This is a genomic window from Bacillus sp. TH50, assembly GCF_016650565.1.
Classification (GTDB): Bacteria; Bacillota; Bacilli; order Bacillales; family Bacillaceae_G; genus Bacillus_A; species Bacillus_A mycoides.
The window spans coordinates 1,256,366-1,274,931 of sequence record NZ_JAEKFM010000007.1; the positions used below are offsets into that span (position 1 = coordinate 1,256,366).

At 35.0% G+C, this 18,566-nt stretch carries 19 protein-coding genes, 2 other RNA genes and 2 riboswitches; of the genes, 18 read left to right on the forward strand and 3 right to left on the reverse strand.

Annotated features, from left to right (window positions below):
* Positions 1–37 precede the first annotated feature (37 nt).
* The 5 genes from ypwA (at position 38) to pbuX (ending at position 5,216) form a co-directional block, all read left to right on the forward strand.
* Entirely contained in the window at positions 38–1,555 is a 1,518-nt protein-coding gene (gene ypwA, locus JFU23_RS23610; protein ID WP_201032810.1) for a carboxypeptidase, read from the forward strand.
* A gap of 48 nt (positions 1,556–1,603) precedes the next feature.
* Positions 1,604–2,077, forward strand: a complete 474-nt coding sequence (locus JFU23_RS23615) for a GNAT family N-acetyltransferase (RefSeq protein ID WP_088292813.1) — start codon at positions 1,604–1,606, stop codon at positions 2,075–2,077.
* Positions 2,078–2,231: 154 nt separating this feature from the next.
* Positions 2,232–2,990 (forward strand): type I methionyl aminopeptidase, encoded by a 759-nt coding sequence (locus JFU23_RS23620; protein WP_201032811.1) that lies wholly within the window; start codon positions 2,232–2,234, stop codon positions 2,988–2,990.
* A gap of 104 nt (positions 2,991–3,094) precedes the next feature.
* Positions 3,095–3,196, forward strand: a riboswitch (purine riboswitch).
* Positions 3,197–3,303: 107 nt separating this feature from the next.
* Positions 3,304–3,897, forward strand: coding sequence for a xanthine phosphoribosyltransferase (locus tag JFU23_RS23625; RefSeq protein ID WP_002086571.1), 594 nt, complete (start codon positions 3,304–3,306; stop codon positions 3,895–3,897).
* 2 nt (positions 3,898–3,899) lie between these two features.
* Complete coding sequence (pbuX, locus tag JFU23_RS23630) at positions 3,900–5,216, forward strand: xanthine permease PbuX (RefSeq protein ID WP_002168774.1); 1,317 nt, start codon at positions 3,900–3,902, stop codon at positions 5,214–5,216.
* 16 nt (positions 5,217–5,232) lie between these two features.
* Here the strand turns inward: pbuX and JFU23_RS23635 are convergent, their stop codons facing one another.
* Entirely contained in the window at positions 5,233–6,396 is a 1,164-nt protein-coding gene (locus tag JFU23_RS23635; RefSeq protein ID WP_201032812.1) for a DUF418 domain-containing protein, read from the reverse strand.
* Between the two features lie 354 nt (positions 6,397–6,750).
* On the opposite strand from JFU23_RS23635, the gene JFU23_RS23640 reads away from it, so the two are divergent.
* Positions 6,751–6,906 carry a hypothetical protein gene (locus JFU23_RS23640; RefSeq protein ID WP_165689454.1) on the forward strand — a complete coding sequence of 52 codons (156 nt, stop codon included), beginning with the start codon at positions 6,751–6,753 and terminating at the stop codon, positions 6,904–6,906.
* A gap of 218 nt (positions 6,907–7,124) precedes the next feature.
* The gene (locus JFU23_RS23645) at positions 7,125–10,784 is read left to right on the forward strand and encodes a dynamin family protein (RefSeq protein WP_201032813.1); all 3,660 of its coding nucleotides are present in this window, start codon (positions 7,125–7,127) and stop codon (positions 10,782–10,784) included.
* Between the two features lie 3 nt (positions 10,785–10,787).
* Here JFU23_RS23645 and JFU23_RS23650 read toward each other — a convergent pair whose 3' ends face one another.
* Positions 10,788–11,042: a DUF3931 domain-containing protein gene (locus JFU23_RS23650; RefSeq protein ID WP_000369740.1), complete on the reverse strand. Its 255-nt coding sequence runs from the start codon at positions 11,040–11,042 to the stop codon at positions 10,788–10,790.
* Positions 11,043–11,113: 71 nt separating this feature from the next.
* On the opposite strand from JFU23_RS23650, the gene JFU23_RS23655 reads away from it, so the two are divergent.
* The 5 genes from JFU23_RS23655 (at position 11,114) to ssrS (JFU23_RS23675) (ending at position 13,215) form a co-directional block, all read left to right on the forward strand.
* Positions 11,114–11,581, forward strand: a complete 468-nt coding sequence (locus JFU23_RS23655; RefSeq protein ID WP_002086567.1) for a GNAT family N-acetyltransferase — start codon at positions 11,114–11,116, stop codon at positions 11,579–11,581.
* A gap of 21 nt (positions 11,582–11,602) precedes the next feature.
* Positions 11,603–11,875: a YpbS family protein gene (locus tag JFU23_RS23660; RefSeq protein ID WP_000451806.1), complete on the forward strand. Its 273-nt coding sequence runs from the start codon at positions 11,603–11,605 to the stop codon at positions 11,873–11,875.
* Positions 11,876–11,877: 2 nt separating this feature from the next.
* A complete protein-coding gene (locus JFU23_RS23665; protein WP_201032814.1) occupies positions 11,878–12,711 on the forward strand; it encodes a sulfurtransferase in 834 nt (277 codons plus the stop codon).
* Between the two features lie 116 nt (positions 12,712–12,827).
* Positions 12,828–13,010: non-coding RNA, 6S RNA (gene ssrS / locus JFU23_RS23670), on the forward strand.
* Between the two features lie 21 nt (positions 13,011–13,031).
* Positions 13,032–13,215: non-coding RNA, 6S RNA (ssrS, locus tag JFU23_RS23675), on the forward strand.
* A gap of 55 nt (positions 13,216–13,270) precedes the next feature.
* Here ssrS (JFU23_RS23675) and JFU23_RS23680 read toward each other — a convergent pair.
* Positions 13,271–13,720, reverse strand: coding sequence for a hypothetical protein (locus JFU23_RS23680; protein WP_002030848.1), 450 nt, complete (start codon positions 13,718–13,720; stop codon positions 13,271–13,273).
* Between the two features lie 83 nt (positions 13,721–13,803).
* Between JFU23_RS23680 and JFU23_RS23685 the strand changes: the two genes are divergently transcribed.
* The 6 genes from JFU23_RS23685 (at position 13,804) to JFU23_RS23710 (ending at position 18,513) form a co-directional block, all read left to right on the forward strand.
* A complete protein-coding gene (locus JFU23_RS23685; protein WP_002126505.1) occupies positions 13,804–14,115 on the forward strand; it encodes a hypothetical protein in 312 nt (103 codons plus the stop codon).
* 3 nt (positions 14,116–14,118) lie between these two features.
* Positions 14,119–15,354: a glutathionylspermidine synthase family protein gene (locus JFU23_RS23690; RefSeq protein ID WP_201032815.1), complete on the forward strand. Its 1,236-nt coding sequence runs from the start codon at positions 14,119–14,121 to the stop codon at positions 15,352–15,354.
* The gene (locus JFU23_RS23695) at positions 15,351–15,737 is read left to right on the forward strand and encodes a DUF350 domain-containing protein (RefSeq protein ID WP_002086561.1); all 387 of its coding nucleotides are present in this window, start codon (positions 15,351–15,353) and stop codon (positions 15,735–15,737) included. Before JFU23_RS23690 ends, JFU23_RS23695 begins: the two co-directional genes overlap by 4 nt.
* A gap of 203 nt (positions 15,738–15,940) precedes the next feature.
* A riboswitch (M-box (ykoK) riboswitch) is annotated at positions 15,941–16,106 on the forward strand.
* A gap of 354 nt (positions 16,107–16,460) precedes the next feature.
* Complete coding sequence (locus tag JFU23_RS23700) at positions 16,461–17,186, forward strand: P-type ATPase actuator domain-containing protein (protein WP_002011924.1); 726 nt, start codon at positions 16,461–16,463, stop codon at positions 17,184–17,186.
* A 132-nt stretch (positions 17,187–17,318) separates the two neighbouring features.
* Positions 17,319–18,185: a 5'-3' exonuclease gene (locus JFU23_RS23705; protein WP_002135339.1), complete on the forward strand. Its 867-nt coding sequence runs from the start codon at positions 17,319–17,321 to the stop codon at positions 18,183–18,185.
* A gap of 187 nt (positions 18,186–18,372) precedes the next feature.
* Entirely contained in the window at positions 18,373–18,513 is a 141-nt protein-coding gene (locus tag JFU23_RS23710; protein WP_001228051.1) for an FbpB family small basic protein, read from the forward strand.
* Positions 18,514–18,566 lie beyond the last annotated feature (53 nt).

Genomic DNA, 18,566 nt, shown 5'->3' on the forward strand with positions numbered 1-18,566 from the left:
AATAAGTTTGAGGTAGAAAAAGGAGGTTTTTTATACTATGACAGTTGCTACATATGAAGTGGAAAAACAATTTTTAACATATGTCAAGAAGATAGAGAATTACGGAGAGGCATTAAGCTTAATGTTTTGGGATTTAAGAACAGGTGCACCAAAGCAAGGAGTAGACCAGCGTTCAGAAGTAATTGGAATGCTTTCATCCGAAGTGTTTGCGATGTCGACTTCAGATGAGATGGGGAACTATTTAACTGAACTAGAATCTTTAATTGTTGAAAATAAACTTTCTGAAACGACAAAGAAAATGGTTGAAGAGTGTCGTAAAGAATATGATAGAAATAAGAAAATTCCACAAGCGGAATATGAAGCGTATGTGAAATTAGAAGCGAAAGCGGAAAGTGTATGGGAAGAAGCTCGCGAAAAATCTGACTTCGAAATGTTCCGTCCGTATTTAGAAAAAATTGTTGAATTCAAAAAGAAGTTTATTACATATTGGGGTTACGAAACGTACAAATATAACACGCTATTAGACATGTATGAGCCGGGAATCACAGTAGAAGTGTTAGATCATGTATTTGGTCAACTACGTGAACGTATCGTTCCGCTTGTGAAAGAAATTTCTGAGTCTAAAAAAGAATTAAAAACAAATGCCTTAGCTGAACATTTTTCAAAAGAAAAACAAAAGAATTTTACTTTAGAGTTATTAAAACAATTGAACTATAACTTTGAAGCGGGTCGTCTTGATGAAACGGTACATCCTTTTGAAATTACATTAAATAGAGGGGATGTTCGTATTACGACTCGTTACGATGAAAAAGATTTCCGTATGGCAGTGTTTGGAACAATTCATGAATGTGGCCATGCTGTATATGAACAAAATATTGCGGAGGAATTTGAAGGTACACCGCTATGTAGTGGAACTTCTATGGGTATTCATGAGTCACAATCATTATTCTTTGAGAACTTTATCGGTCGTAATAAATCATTCTGGAAGAAAAATTATGATTTATTAAAAGAGTATAGCGATGGTCAATTCAATGATATATCAGTAGATGAGTTTTATGATGCGATTAACGAATCGAAGCCATCGTTTATTCGTATAGAAGCAGATGAGCTTACATATCCGCTTCACGTCATGGTTCGTTATGAACTTGAGAAAGAATTATTTGATGGTACATTACAAGTGAAGGATTTGCCAGCGGCTTGGAATGATAAGATGGAAGCATATTTAGGAATTCGTCCGGAAAACGATGCACAAGGTGTATTGCAAGATGTTCACTGGGCTGGTGGTTCATTTGGATACTTCCCATCTTATGCGCTTGGTTATATGTATGCAGCGCAATTTAAACATAGGATGCTAAAGGATATTCCAAACTTTGATGTATTATTAGAAGAAGGAAACGTGACACCAATTCGTGAATGGTTAACAGAAAATATTCACCAATATGGCAAAACGAAAAAACCACTTGAAATTTTAAAAGATGTGACAGGTGAAGGTTTAAATGCAAACTACTTAGCTGATTATTTAGAAGCTAAATATAAAGAGATTTATGAGTTATAAAACAGGAGCTGCTTAATTGCAGCTTTTTTTTATGAGGGAGTGAGAGAAATGGGTTATATGTTTACAGTAATGTCGCAAGCGGAAGCAGAAGAAATTGCATATAACTGGCATTATGAAGGGGAGTATTCCTTTTATGATATAGAGGCAGATGAAGAAGATTTAGCTGAGTTTTTAGAGGATGAGAGTAGAGGGAATCATACATTTTCTGTGGAGGAAAATGGTACTCTCATTGGTTTCTTTAGTTTTAGTAACATAAATAATCAAACGGTTGATATAGGTCTCGGAATGAGACCTGATATAACTGGGAATGGATTTGGTCTACAGTTCGTAAAAGCTGGACTAGCTTTTAGTAAAGAAAAATACGGATGCAATTATATAACGCTATCAGTAGCGACATTTAATGAAAGAGCGATTAACGTGTATAAAAGAGCAGGATTCGAAGCTGTTGGAACGTTTATACAGAAAACAAATGGTAGTTGTTTTGAGTTTTTGAAAATGAATTATATATGTAAAAATGTTTAAAAAACAGAGGAGAGCTTCTGTTTTTTTATTTTGATGTAGAAATAAATGATGTTTGTTTTTGTACTTGTTGTAATTAGAAGTTTTGAAATTTTGGAAGAGGATGTGTATGATTGAAGTTTAGTAGCAAATAGCAAGTTTAGTAAGGAGAGGTAGTATGATTACAATTAAAACGAAAAATGAAATAGATTTGATGCATGAATCTGGGAAGTTACTAGCTTCTTGTCATAGAGAAATTGCAAAAATGATGAAACCAGGAATAACGACACAAGAAATTGATACGTTTGTTGAAGCGTATTTAGAAAAGCATGGTGCAATATCTGAACAGAAAGGTTACAATGGGTATCCATATGCGATATGTGCATCTGTAAACGATGAAATGTGTCACGGTTTCCCTAGTGATGTACCTTTACAGGAAGGAGATATTGTGACAATTGATATGGTAGTAAACTTAAATGGTGCGCTCTCGGATTCTGCATGGACGTATATAGTTGGAGATATTTCTGATGAAGCAAAAAGGTTATTGTTAGTAGCAGAGAGTGCTTTATATAAAGGGATTGAGCAAGCAATAAGTGGTAACCATGTTGGAGATATTGGATACGCAATTGAAAGTTATGTAGCCTCTGAAGGGTTTTCTGTTGCAAGAGACTTTACGGGACACGGGATCGGTAAAGAGATTCATGAAGAACCAGCGATTTTTCATTTTGGTAAACAAGGACAAGGGCCTAAGTTACAAAAAGGAATGGTAATTACAATTGAGCCCATAGTAAATGTAGGTATGCGATATTCTAAAGTAGATTTAAATGGGTGGACTGCAAGAACGATGGACGGTAAATTATCAGCTCAATATGAGCATACAATTGCGATTACGAAGGATGGTCCTATCATTTTAACGACGCTTAAATATGAAATGTAAGAGTTTGCAAAACTCGAACGAAAATAGTATTTTCATAAAATTCGTACGTGTTTTTTCGATAAATGCTTTTCAAAGTGAAAAAAGTGCGTTATAATCCTTCTATAAATAAATAAGTTAGCTACACTCATATAATCGCGGGGATATGGCCTGCAAGTTTCTACCGAAGTACCGTAAATACTTTGACTATGAGTGAGGACGAATATATTTGCTTGTTTAGCATTCTTTTTTGCGAAACTCCAAAAGCACGTCTCTCACTTGTAACGAGTGGTGGCGGCTTTTGGAGTTTTTTATTTGCATAAGAGGAGGAACTAACATGAAAGTATTACAAGAAAAGATTTTGAACGAAGGAAAGGTTTTATCTGGTGATGTATTAAAGGTAGATGCATTTTTAAATCATCAAATTGATCCAGTACTTATGCAAGAAATCGGAAAAGAATTCGCTAAGCGTTTTAAAGAAGAGAACATTACAAAAATCGTGACGATTGAATCTTCAGGCATTGCACCAGCGGTTATGGCTGCTTTAGAGCTTGGTGTAAAAGTAGTTTTTGCAAGAAAGCGTAAATCGTTAACGTTACAAGATAATATGTATGTTGCAAACGTATATTCATTTACAAAACAAGAAACGAACGAGATTTCATTATCTCGAAATCATATTGATGAAAATGATCATGTATTAATTATTGATGACTTTTTAGCAAATGGTCAGGCTGCTTTAGGTTTAATGAGTTTAGTAGAGCAAGCCGGGGCAAGTATTGCGGGAATTGGCATTGTTATTGAAAAAGCATTTCAAGATGGAGGAAAGAAGCTGCGTGAACAGGGTGTTCGTGTTGAATCACTAGCAGAAATTGCATCACTTGATAACGGCACAGTTACATTTGTACAGCAAGAAACTGCGGAGGTGAACTAACGATGAAGCAGCACCCATTTAAAATCGCATCGCTTGGTATTCAGCACATGCTTGCCATGTACGCTGGCGCAATTATTGTTCCTCTTATTGTCGGCGGGGGACTTGGTTTAAATCAACAAGAATTAACGTATTTAGTATCGATTGACTTATTAATGTGCGGCGTAGCAACGATTTTACAAGCATTATCAAATCGTTTTTTCGGTATTGGGCTTCCGGTTGTACTTGGTTGTACATTTACAGCGGTTGGACCGATGATTGCAATTGGTAAACAATACGGCGTGTCCTCTATATATGGAGCAATTATTGCTGCGGGATTATTTGTTGTTATTTTCGCGAAATTATTTGGGAAGCTTGTAAAACTGTTTCCTCCTGTTGTAACAGGATCTGTCGTTACAGTTATTGGGGTTACACTTGTTCCAGCAGCTATTAATGATATGGCTGGAGGAGTTGGAAGTAAAGATTTCGGAAGTCTAGAAAATTTAGCGTTAGCATTTGGTGTTTTATTATTTATCATTATTATGTATCGTTTCTTTGACGGATTTATTCGTTCAATCTCTATTTTACTAGGTCTATTGTTCGGTACAATCGTTGCAGCATTTATGGGGAAAGTAAGTTTGCAAGCGGTTGGAGAAGCGGATTGGTTCCACGGTATTCAGCCATTTTACTTCGGTACACCAACATTTGAATTAACGCCAATTATTACGATGATTCTCGTTGCTTGCGTAGGAATTGTGGAAGCAACAGGGGTATATTTTGCATTATCTGATATTTGTAATAAAAAGATCGGTGAAAAAGAATTAACAAAAGGTTATCGCGCAGAAGGATTAGCAATGGTTCTAGGTGGTATTTTTAACGCATTTCCATACACAACATATTCTCAAAACGTAGGACTTGTTCAATTAACTGGAGTAAGAAATCGCGTCATTATCTATACTTGTGGTGGTATGTTAATTGCTCTTGGGTTTATTCCTAAAATCGCAGCCATTACAACAATTATTCCGAAATCAGTACTTGGCGGTGCAATGCTAGCAATGTTCGGCATGGTTATGGCATATGGTATTAAAATGTTAAGCAGTGTTGATTTTGGAAAACAAGAAAATTTATTAATTGTTGCATGTTCTGTCGGAATCGGACTTGGAGTTACAGTTGTTCCAACGTTATTTTCACAGCTTCCGGAAAACATTCGTATTTTGACAGATAACGGAATTGTACTTGGAAGTGCATCAGCAGTACTTTTAAATATTGTATTTAATATGGTGCCGCAGCGTAAAGTAAAAGAAGAGCCAGTGTCTATGCAAAGTGCAGTAAGAGAAGCGTAAAAAAAGCAAGGTCTCATTATGAGACCTTGCTTTTCTTTTTAAGTGGCATCATTTTCCCGTACGTACCAAGACGCCAAATGTACTCAAGTGGCCCATATTGGTAACGTGAAAGCCACCAGTGGCTAATAAAGATTTGTAACGTATAAAAGCCGATGCAAAATAGTGGTCCCACCCATAATGGAGCGGGATAATAATTTTTGAAAAATAGGCCGAATACAAGTAACGTAACAATCGTATGTGTGATGTAATTTGTTAACGCCATTCGTCCGACATATTGGAACGGACGTAATAATGTTTGCCATCTTTCTTTTTGTAATAAACGCATGAGCGTGAAAATGTAGAATATGAATAATGTTTTTCCACTAAACATTGTAAAGGCCTGCATATAAAATGGTTCATAAGATGGTTTTGATAAGAAGTAACGGACCATGAAGAACCACATTGGTAATGTCAAAATGAACATAATGATTTGCCATTTTTTAAGCTTTGGATCTAACTCTTTCGTGCGGCGGAAAATATCTTTTTTGCCGGCGTATAAACCAAGTAAAAATAGTCCAACTGTTTCTGGGAGCATGAATATATTTAGTCCAATTCCTTCAGAATAAAATGCATGGAAACGATTTTGTATTTGTGACACCCAGTCTTCAAGTGGCATGATCGGTAAGGAAAACCCTAACTCTGCCTTTGGTACTAAGGCAACCACTATACTAGCGATTAGTATGAAAAATTGAAAAATACTTAGTAAAACTAATGCCCATATTAAAATAGTACGAGGCTCTCTCTTATAAAATAACAATAAGAAAAATCCAGCGATGGCATAACTATGTAAGATGTCTCCGTCCCATAAAAGAACGTAATGCAAGAACCCAAATAATAATAAAATAAGCAAGCGGCGAACAAATAAAGTTTTCGGACGATCTGTTTTCGCCTCAGCACGATTCATAAAGATATAAAAACCTAATCCGAATAAAAATGAAAAAATAGTATAAAACTTCGTTTGAATAAACATGTCATAAAATAAGCGAATATAGCTGTCTAATCCATCATAAACGCCGGAAATATCTCGAGAATCAACACCAGCGATAACTGGCCAGTTAACAAGAAAAATACCTAGTACAGCTATTCCTCTAATAATATCGATGGAATGTATCCTCTCGCCTTGTGAAATATTTTGTGTCATTATTTTCCTCCTTATTAAGTAATTCCCTTTTATCCCGCATTAACAAGCAGTAAGACTCCCACCTCAAAATTCAGTGAATACGAGGAAGTTAGGTGGGAGTCGGGCTGCTTGTAAAAGCCCGATTGGTTCAACTAATAATTAGTGGGGATGGGAAATATCCCCACTAATTACAGTTTCACTCTATTATACAAAATGTAAAGAGGAGGGTATATAGGTTATTTCCAATTTTTAAAACTGCTAAGATGTGTATTATGAGATATAATAAGAGTGCACAGCAAGTTTTAAACTTCTTTAAAACAGGCAGTAAAGCTCCTTTTCCCGAAGGAGCTTTCTTTTTTTAGAAATTTGTTGATAATGATTCTCTTTAATGATAAAATGTATTCAAAAGTGATAATCATTATCAAAAAAGGTTGGTGTGTTAATATGGTGTATGCACTTGTTGTAGGAACGATTGCTATATATGTTGGTGTTACAAAGTATGTATTAAATGGAGTAGGAACAACAAAATGAATAATATTACATAAAATCCCTTTCATTTGTAAAAAGAATGAAAGGGATTTTTTATTTTTGATGTGAATATGCTGAAAATTTAGTATGATAATAAAGTGAAACTTTAATCAGCGGGGATGTCTATCCCTCACTGATTACTAGCCCGCACGAAACGGGTTTTTACTGCCCACAAATAGCGGGATAAAGTATATACATCTTGGATAAAGGGGAACAAGGGGATGACAAACATAGTACAGACAAACGGTATGAAAAAACTTGTTTGTTTTTATGAAGAGTGGCAAAAAAACGGCGATGTAGAGAATAGTTTGAAGTTGTTTGAAGTGATTCAAAAATATAAACAAGAGCAGCTTATGCTAGCTTTTTGTGGTCATTTTTCTGCTGGGAAATCGACAATGATGAATCACCTATATAAAGCGCAATTATTACCGACAAGTCCGATTCCAACGAGTGCTAACGTTGTTAAAATTGAAAGAGGATCTGATCGTGTTGTTGTAACGATTAAGTCTGGAGAACAGTATGAATATGACGGCGCATATTCAGCAGAAGAATTAAAACAAATATGTAAAGACGGTGATGAAGTAATTGGTGTTCATATTTATCGAAATGATGCGCCAATTCCTGATGGGGTTATGTTAGTTGATACGCCCGGAATTGATTCTACGGATGATGCCCACCAATTAGCGACGGAATCAACACTGCATCTAGCAGATGTTATTTTCTATATGATGGATTATAACCATGTCCAATCAGAGGTTAACTTACAGTTTGTTAAAGAATTGAAACAACGTAATAAAACGGTTTATCTCGTTGTAAACCAAATAGATAAACATAAAGCAAATGAGTTATCGTTTGAAGAGTATAGAGATAGTGTAAAACAGTCTTTTTCTAACTGGGATATTGAAGTAGATGGTATTTTCTATACATCATTGCGAATGATGAATCATCCATACAATGAAATTCAAAGTTTAGAAGCATTAATCTTTTCTATCATGAAAGAAAAAGAGCAGTATGTAAGAAAGGGAATGGAGCGAGAAGCAGAGTATTTACTGCAAGAACATTGTTCGTTTATTCTTTCTGAAAATGAAAAACATCTCATGAAATATGAAGAAGAATTAACATCACCACTGTCACTTTCAGAGATAGTTGAAAAAAAGGAAGAGTTAACTGAAAATAAAAATCGGGTGGCTAGTAAAGAATCTGATGTGAGAAATGAATTTATAAAAGGTTTACAAGCCATATTAGATAACGCGTATTTAATGCCATTTGAAATGAGAGAATTGGCAAATAAATATTTAGAAACGAAATTAACGAAGTTTAAAGTTGGCTTGTTATTTGCGAAAGGAAAGACGGAGCAAGAAAAACAGAGACGTGTAGATGCTTTTTATTCTGCTCTTCAAAAGACTGTTGAAACGCAACTTGATTTTCATGTGAAAGAATTTATTGTAGCCTTCTTAAAAGAAGAAGGGTTATTTACAGAGGAAATAGGGAAAGACATATATGCGTTAGAAATTGCTTTCGGACCGGAAGTGTTGGCTGAAACAATTAAACAGGGGGCTGGATTTACCGGTGATTACTTACTTCTTTATACTGCTGACGTTGCAAATGAGTTAAAGAAAAGATACTTTATGAAATCTCAGCAAATCTTTGGGAAAAGTACGGGTATATTGCAGAAGAAAGTGAAGATAGAGATTGCTCGTATTGAAGAAGAAATTGAAAAATACACGATGTTACAAACAGCAAAAGAAACAAAATTACAGTACATTAAGACGTATGAGGAATATGAGAGCTATTTAGGAGATATTTGGAATGAAAATGTTTCTATACCAGATGGATTGCAAATAGACGAAATATTACAAAGTAAAAAACAAGTTGTTGGTGAGAAGTTTACACTACAAGAGCAAGAAATTGTAAATGATAACGTAGCGGCTAGTGAAGAAGAGATTAAAGGAACGAAAGCTTTAAATATTCAGCGTATATTAGAAAAAGTGAAGAAAGCTGAAACGATATTAGATCCATTGCCTACACTGAAACATCTACAGCAAGAAGTAGTTGGAAAAAGACAGCGTGTAGAAACGAAGCAATTTACAGTAGCGTTATTTGGAGCTTTTAGTGCTGGGAAATCATCATTTGCTAACGCATTGCTCGGTGAAAAGGTACTTCCTGTATCGCCAAACCCAACGACAGCAACAATAAATCAAATTTTGCCAGTTACAGAAGATAAAACACATGGAACGGTAATTGTTCAGTTTAAGTCAGAGCAAGCGCTGTTAGAAGATATGAAAGCTGTTTATAAAATGTTTCACTATGAAATTGCTACATTGGAAGAAGCGTTAACGAAAATTGATCAAATTATGAAATACCCTTCACCAAGCGGGAAGCAAAAAACAACATTTAGCTTTTTGCGAGCGGTACAAAAAGGATATGAGGCAGTTGCTAATCATTTAGGGGAACAATTACGAGTTACGTTAGAGGAGTTCTCTGATTATGTAGCTAATGAAGAAAAATCATGCTTTGTTGAGTATATGGAGCTTTATTATGATTGTGCTTTAACAAGGCAAGGAGTAGCTCTTGTAGATACACCAGGGGCGGATTCTATTAACGCGCGCCATACGGATGTTGCATTCCAGTATATTAAAAACGCAGATGCTATTTTATTCGTAACATACTATAATCATGTTTTCTCTCGTGCGGATCGTGAATTTTTAATTCAGCTCGGTCGTGTAAAGGATACATTTGCACTTGATAAAATGTTCTTCTTAATAAATGCTGCCGATTTAGCACAATCTGAAGAAGAACTTGAAATGGTAAAAGGTTATATTGCCGATCAGCTCCTGCAATACGGTATTAGAAGTCCACGTTTATTTGCAATTTCAAGTTTATGTGCGCTTGAAGAAAAGCAAGGGAAAAGTATTGATAAAGAAAAGTATGGTATTTTACAAAACTCCGGGATTACTAAGTTTGAAGAATCATTTACGTCCTTTATGATGAGGGATTTAATGCTTGTATCTGTGCATGCTTTATATGGTGCATTGCAAGGAGCGAATCAGCTTCTTGTAAATATGATAAATGGCGCAAAGCAGGGAAATGATGAGAAAGAGAAGCAAACAAAAAAATATGAAGCAGAGCGTAATCAGCTACTTCATATTATTTCATCATATAGTGTACTTGCTGAAGAGCAAGCAATGCAAAATGAAGTGAAAGAATTGCTTTATTATGTACACCAACGTCTATTTTTACGCTATAACGATGTGTTTACTGAATTTATTAATCCGGCGTCGTTACGAACAGATGGGAATGTGAAAATGCAGTTGCAGCAATGTGTAATGGAATTAGTTTCATTTATTCAACATGATTTATTACAAGAAATGCGTGCGACATCATTACGTCTTGAAAAATGGATAGATGAAGCGATGAAGCGTGCAAAGGATGAAATTGTTGTGAATTGCAAAGTGGAAAATGAATCGATTTCTATGGGTGGAACAGTGGATTATGAATATAAAATTATTACACATAAAGAGCCGTTTCCTTCAATAGAAATAAAAGATTTTAAAAAGGCACTAGCACATTTTAAAAATGAGAAAAGCTTTTTTGAAAAAAATGATAAAGCTTTTATGCAAGAAGACGCTAAAGGAGTATTAGAACCTTTCGTATCAAACTATGTAGTTGATGAAGAAGATTTATTCGTTCATCATTATAAGCAAGAGTGGGATGCAAAATGGAACCTATTCCAAAAAGTGATGCAGCAAGACGTTGAGAATTATTATGAAAGTATATTATTCGCTTTAGCTGAAACAATTGATGTATCGCTATACGAACAAAGTAAAGAAGAGCTACAAAAGCAGTTAGTAGAAATTGAAAAAGAAATTTATATTAAATAGCTGTTATGAAAAAAAGATTCGTTCAATTTTCTTTTGTAGTACAGTATCTAAAGATTTTACAAACCCTGCAAACTCATCAGTAGAAATCATATGGGTAAGAACTAAGCGTCTGCCGTCTGGTGTTTCACCGCATAAGACGAATGAAGAAAACTCATACGTTTTGTTTTCTACTACTAATTTTGGATAGGAATATGTGTCGCTCTTCTTTTTCTTTCCATCAATAGAGATGACGTTGCATTTTTTCTCATTGTTGTCCATGGTGAATCCCTCCTTTCTATTATCTATGGTAGACAAGGGGGGTTTAGAACAATAGAGGAGGGGGAATTTTTATGTCTGTTGTCATAGAGCGTATTTCGAAAGAAGCTATACCGAAATCTTTATTACTTCTTGCTGATCCAAGTGAAAGCCAAATTGATGCATATGTACAGAGAGGGTTTACGTATATAGCTAAACAAGAAGAAAGAATCATTGGTGTATATGTGCTTTTGGAAACAAGACCAAGGACAATGGAAATTATGAATATTGCGGTTGTAGAGCATTTGCAAGGAAAAGGGATTGGAAAGCAGCTATTAAGTCATGCCGTAGAAACTGCTAAAGGATATGGTATGTCAAAACTTGAAGTTGGTACAGGCAATTCTAGTGTTTCACAACTTGCTTTATATCAAAAATGTGGATTTCGTATTTTTTCTATTGATTTTGATTACTTTTCAAAGCATTATGAAGAAGAGATTATTGAAAATGGGATTGTATGTCGCGATATGATTCGGCTTGCAATGGAATTGAATAAGAACGTATAACTTATTTAGGGGGAAGAGAAGATGGAAGTACATAAAGCAATTACAGCACATTCTCGTAAACAAAATGAAAGTGTAAAAGCATGTTTACAATTAGATGCGCAGCGTGAAGCAGCTATTGAAGCAGCCGTATCTCTTGCGTCAAAGGGGAAAGAATTTTCGGTTGATATCATTAATGTTGTAACAAAGCAAATTAATGATCTTGCAAAAAATGGTGTTACACTGCAGCGTAAATTTGTTACAGAAGAAATGGTTATGGAGTATGTAAGTCGTTTGCAAGAGAAAGAAGGTCGTTAAAGATGATAGTTACAGTCGAATGGTTACGTGAGCATATAGAAGATGAGAATGTCCGTATAATCGATTGTCGTTTTGATTTAGCGAATCCTAATTGGGGTAGAGAAAAGTATGAGGAAGAACATATTCTTCATGCGTTATATTTTGATTTGAATTTAGATTTATCAAGTCCTGTAACAGAACATGGTGGCCGCCATCCATTGCCGAATATTGAGGAGTTTGCAGACAAGCTTTCACAAGCTGGTATTGGTGAACATACGACAGTAATTGCATATGACAGTCAAGCGGGTGCAAATGCTTCTCGTCTCTGGTGGTTATTAAACTATGTAGGACATGAGAAAGTATATATATTAGATGGCGGATTTCCAGCTTGGAAAGAGAATGGACTACCGATAACAACGGAAGCTCCTGTTGCTATACGAAAAACATTCAAAGTAAATGTACAAGATCATATGCTTGTAACGATGGAAACGGTGAGAGAGAATATTCGTGCAGGTGCAAATATGACATTAATTGATTCTAGGGAACCAAAACGTTATGCTGGTGCGGAAGAGCTCGTTGATTCGAAGGCAGGGCATATTCCGACGGCAGTAAACTATTTTTGGAAAGATGGGATTTTAGAATCGGGACACTTTAAAAACGAAGAGGAACAGCAAGGGCGTTTCCAAAATCTTGATAAAGAGAAGGAAACAATCGTATATTGTGGTTCTGGTGTTACAGCGTGTCCGAACATAGTTGCATTAAAATTAGCTGGTTTTCAAAATGTTAAATTGTATACAGGTAGCTGGAGTGATTGGATTTCTTATCCAGAAAATCAAATTGCAAAAGAAGAAGATTAATCACTTGCATGCAAAAATAATTTGTATTAAAATAAGGTCACAAGCAAGAGATTGCTTCAAAAAAATTATATTTTACACATTGGAAACAATGTGATAATATAACGACAAGTAAATAATACATCCTGCGGTGTGCGTAACTTATTTATGTCTAAAACCGATGTTAGTTTTACGGAAGCTCAATATTTAGTGACCATTATCAAGCCTTCCTTGTGGAGGAAGATATACGGTAACTGTGAGGGCATCCACCTGCGAGTAGCGGGTTTTTGGACATTTACGAGAGACGGCACTTGCGGGGGTCTTATTTCAACTAATAGTATATAAAATTCCTACGGTGTACGTAGCTTGTGTATGTCTTAAACCAATAAGTATAATGCGGAAGTTCAATATTTAAATGTAGATAGCAGGCCATCTTTTTAAGAAAGAAGTTACAAACATTTGTGAGAACATCCACCTGTGAGAGCAGGTTTATGGACATCTATAGATAACGGCATATGTGGGACTATATAAAAAACCTTACGTTTTATACGTAAGGTTTTTTTGTTGAATAAATATACTCATGTTATCTCGATTTACCTGTAAAGTTCCCATAATAAATATAGCACTTACGGTCTTCATCAATTTCTCTTGAATCGAGGGTGAATTCCAAATGTATTCCATCCCGTTGAATATATATAATATCTGAATGGAGAGAGGGTAAGATATCCTCGTAATTCCAAATATCTTTACTTTCTATCATAATTGAGCAGGTTTCCTTTAGTTCTCTAATTTCAAAACCTATGTGCGAGTATGTAGGATCTGAAGGGTCGTTAGAAAAAACTTCTTTTTGTATATATAACACTGCTGTTCCGTCTGGATCTACTGAAGTTGCAGTAACGATATATGTATTTCCATCTTTTATAAAATATTCACAAGTCATGCGCGCGACAATTTCAGAATTAGAAATATTTGCGTAGTTCCATAAAGCTGGATACCCGTTTGTTTCATCATTGAGCCGATATTCCAATCGCATTTTATCCCTCTTCTTCCTTTTTCTTCTACTTTATCATGACATCTTATATAATAGAAATATAATTTAAAAAGGGGAGTGCAAAGGTGACAAAAACGAAATGGCTAGTAGGTGGTGTCCTAACATCTTTAATGACGGGCACTTTATTTGGCTGCGCGCAAGATATTCCCCCCGAACCGAATGATAATAGTTGTTCTGATTGGGATTGGGATGATGAGCTTGGTGTTTGGCAGTGTGATGATAGTAGTTCAGGTTATCGTGGACATTACTTTTATGGTGGTACATACTATCAAAATAAATCCACCTTCAAAAATTCATCAGAGTTTAAAACTTATCAATCTTCGGCCGAATTTAAAGGTGGAATTGGAAGCGGTTCAAAAGGTGGATTTGGAGGTTAAAATATGTCGCAATACATAAAGAAAAGAAAAGAATTTTATTCGAATTATCCTCATTTCTGGCCGGATTTATATGAATGTGAGTATAGTTTGTTTCATGTTTTCCCGATAACAGAGCAAACGATGAAACAATTACAAGTAGCAACTGAACGAATGGGGAAAATATTTTTTAAGACTGCTAGAATTCTTCGGAATTTATCTAATGAACAGTTTCTTGAACTCGGTTTTCCAACTGCAAGCTTGCCTTTTATTAGACTGAAAGGGATGTATCCTGAATCTGTTATTTCACGATTTGATTTTGCTTTAACAGAGGATAATCGTATTAAAATGCTTGAGTTTAATAGTGATACTCCAACTTTTATTGTGGAATGCTTTCAAATGAATGGAAAAGTTTGTGAAGAACTTGACTATGATGATCCAAATGCAAATCAAGAGCGCTTACTTTCTTCTGGTATTACAAAAGCCGTAATGGAGTTTACAAAAGGAATGGAAGATCCAAATGTTGTTTTCACAGCTCATCCTGAACATATAGAAGATTGGAATACGACTATGTATTTGAGTAGGCTATGTCATGTTGAAAATAAAGTAATGCCAATGACAGAACTTAGAATTACAGATGATGCTTTAGTAGATAGAGATGGTGTACCAATTGATGTTTTGTATCGCCAAACATATCCAATTGAAGACTTAATTGAAGATCAAGATCCCGAAACGGGGGATTTGGTGGGAGTAGAACTTTTGCAACTTGTAAAAGAAGGAAAGCTTTTTATTATAAATCCTTTGTCGGCTTTTTTACTTCAGCCGAAATCAATTCAATGTCTTATTTGGGGATTAGCAGAAGAAGGTGCTTTTTACACAAGTGAGGAACAAAAGTGGATTAAAGAATATATGCTTCCTACATATTTAGAGCCAGATTTATTTTTTGGGAAAAGTCCGTTCGTTCAAAAACCTTCGTTCGGTAGGGAAGGTGACACGATTATGATTCGTGATAAGGATACAAATATTATGATTCGAAATGCACATGAAACGTATAAATCGTCACTGCCTATATTTCAGAAATATACAGAGCTTCCAGTTGTATTTTTGGAAACTGAAAAAGGAATTGAGAAGCTGTCGTACGTGTTTGGGGCTTTTTTAATTGCTGGAAAAGCGAGCAGCATCGGTATACGTGCCGGAGAAAAAATTACGGGAAATGAATCGTATTATTTACCGGTAGGTATTAAGAAGGAGGAAAATAAATGATTAATTTTTTACTATATTTAGCAGTATCACTTGTACTTTTGTGTATCGGTCTTTTTCTTATGGAAGTGACAACGAAAGTTAAGGAATTTAAGTTAATGGCTCAAGGGAATAAAGCGGTAAGCTATGTACTTGGAGGAAGACTACTTGGTCTTGCTATCGTTTTATATTCAACGGCTGCTAATTCTATTTCAATTCTTGATATGGTTTCATGGGGAGCTGTTGGGATCTTAGCTCAAATTATTGTCTTTTATTTAGCGGAATGGCTTACACCACGTTTTAATATTAATAAAAGTCTTGAAGAAGATAATCAAGCAGTTGGTCTTTTCCTTATGTTTTTATCACTTTCCATCGGAATTGTAATTGCTGGTTGTGTAACGTATTAAAACCCTTACATTTTAACGTAAGGGTTTTATTTTTCATTTGCTAATTTTTTGCAATATGTGTTCAATTAATTTATGTAGCCGAACGCTGAGCAGGATGCGTATTAGTGTACTAAACTTGAGATAGTTATTGTAATAAGGAAAAGTTTCCATACAAAGTGTTGACATCTATTTTAAATAAGAGTAACATTTTCTATGTAATTATAATAAGTCTCTGTTAGGTGAGGCTCCTGTATAGAGAAATGCTACTGCCCAAAAATGTCGAGAGACGCCAATGGGTCAACAGGAATGATCGAATTAAGGTTTTTCTTAACGTAGCTGGTAATGAACCTATGCTATACAGTGCTAAAACTCGGCGAGGGAGAGGTCCATAGATTTCTAATTGTATTATATTAGGAATCGCTTATTTGTGTATGCAATGACCTTTGCTCTCTTATGAGTAAGGGTCTTTTTTGTTAGCAAACTATGAGTAATTTCATAGTATAGATTATAACTAAAAAATTAAAGAGGAGGTGAGGAGCATGTCAAATTCTGACTCGGTTCCGTTACCCATATACTTCAAATCAAAAATATATGATGTAGGCAGGAAACGACTTGTTCCTCCCTCTATATTTATCATAATGTAGCGTTTATTCGAGTATTTAAGCGCTAGACACTTTCACAGTAAAGTGGATAAATTGAGAAACAAAGCGTTTCTTCCTATGTTGTAAAGGAGGAGACGATAATATGTTATATGTAAATAAAAGTGTGGGTAACACTTCGTATAAATTAAGTAAAAAAGCAATGAAAGAACAAACAATGCTTCAAAAAAATAAAGATTTATTAATTGAAATCGCAACAAGAGATGTAAAATCTGTATTTGCGTATTTTAAAACAACAAGAGACGGACTATCTATGAAAGAGGCACAAAAGCGTATTCAAGTATACGGACGAAATGAATTAACTTCAAAAAGAGCGCGTATTGCGGAAGTAATGATGAAGCTAAGTGGAATGATCCCAGGTCTTTCAAAACAAAATATGGGTGATGAATTACAATGTGAAACAGTTACTGTTTCTAGAGTAGCTGGCTGTAGCGTAACAGGGCTAAACAGTGAACTAAAAATGATGAAATTACCAGTACAAGAGCTTGTACCTGGAGATATGATTTTTCTTGCAGAGGGCGATACAGTGCCAGCAGATGTACGTATTATTTATGCAAATGATTTATTAGTAAATGAATCTATGCTGACAGGAAACGATGCTAGTATTGAGAAATTTGAAAGTTGCTATCATCTTGAACGTAAACGATTTATTCCATTAAAACGGATGAAAGACTATAATCCACTTGAACTTGAAAATGTATGTTTCAAAGGTACGTATATTGTTGACGGAAATGCAAAGGCTGTAGTTGTTTCGACAGGTAAAAATACGTATTCAGGAATACTTCATACTTGCTGCGGTAGAATGTCTTAATGTGTTAATGATGCTAAATATACAAAAACAATGTATAATAGACAAAGTTGAACAAAAACGTAGAATGGTAATCTATATATAACCTTACGTGATAACGTGAGGTTATTATTTTTTGTTAGTAGGAGAGGAATTATGAAAAAAGTATTATTAGTTGATGGTATGGCACTATTATTTCGTGCTTTTTACGCAACAAGTGTATATGGACAATTTATGAAACGACAAGATGGTACCCCGACGAATGGGATTCATGGTTATATGAAGCATTTATTAACAGCAACACAAGCAATCGAACCAACGCACATTGTAACGTGCTGGGATATGGGAAGTACGACATTTAGAACGGAATCTTTCTCGAATTATAAAGCAAATCGTGCAGCACCGCCGGAAGAATTAATTCCGCAATTTGATTTAGTGCAAGAAATGACTGCGAAATTATCTATGCCTGTAATCGGTATGAAAGGTTATGAAGCGGATGATTGTATCGGTACGCTTGCAAAACAATATTGCAATGAAGCGGAAGTTTATATTTTGACAGGTGATACAGATTTACTTCAACTTGTTGATACGAATGTTACAGTTATGCTTCTTCGTAAAGGAATTGGAAATTACGAGTATTACACACCGGAAAAAATCATGGAAGAGAAAGGTGTAGAACCTTGGCAAATTGTTCATGCGAAAGCTTTCATGGGAGATACAAGTGATAATTATCCGGGTGTAAAAGGTATTGGTGAAAAAACAGCGTATAAGCTGATTCAAGAATACGGGACAGTATCGGCAGTGCTAGAAAATATAGCATCATTAACGAAAGCGCAGCGCACAAAAATTGAAAGTGATTTAGAGAATTTAAATATCTCTTTACAATTAGCGCAAATTCATTGTGAAGTTCCAATTTCATGCTTATTAGAAGAAGGGTTACACACAATGGACGAAGAAAAACTACGCTTTGTTTGTAACGAAATGAATTGGGGAAGACCTGAAATATTAATTAATATGCTTTAAAGAGCATGGAAAGGTTGATCAAATATATTTTTGATTAACCTTTCTTTTTTTGTTCACAAAGTTGTCAGAAAATAAATGGAATTTTCATCTGAAGTTCAAATGGAATTCACAACAATCAATTATTATAAGGACACACAGATAATTCTTTATCTTTTATATAAACCATCCCCCAAGGAGGAAAATAAACATGCGAAAAAAAGTGAGAAAATCCTTTAAACAATTATTAATAGAAAATAAACAATCCCTACTAACTAATAAAGAGAATATGAAAGAAATTGAAGAACGGATTGAGAAACGACATGTAGCATATAGTGCTGCTAGCAATTGATAATTTTGTTTATGAAAAAAGCTTGTAGTTTGGATATTATCCGAACTACAAGC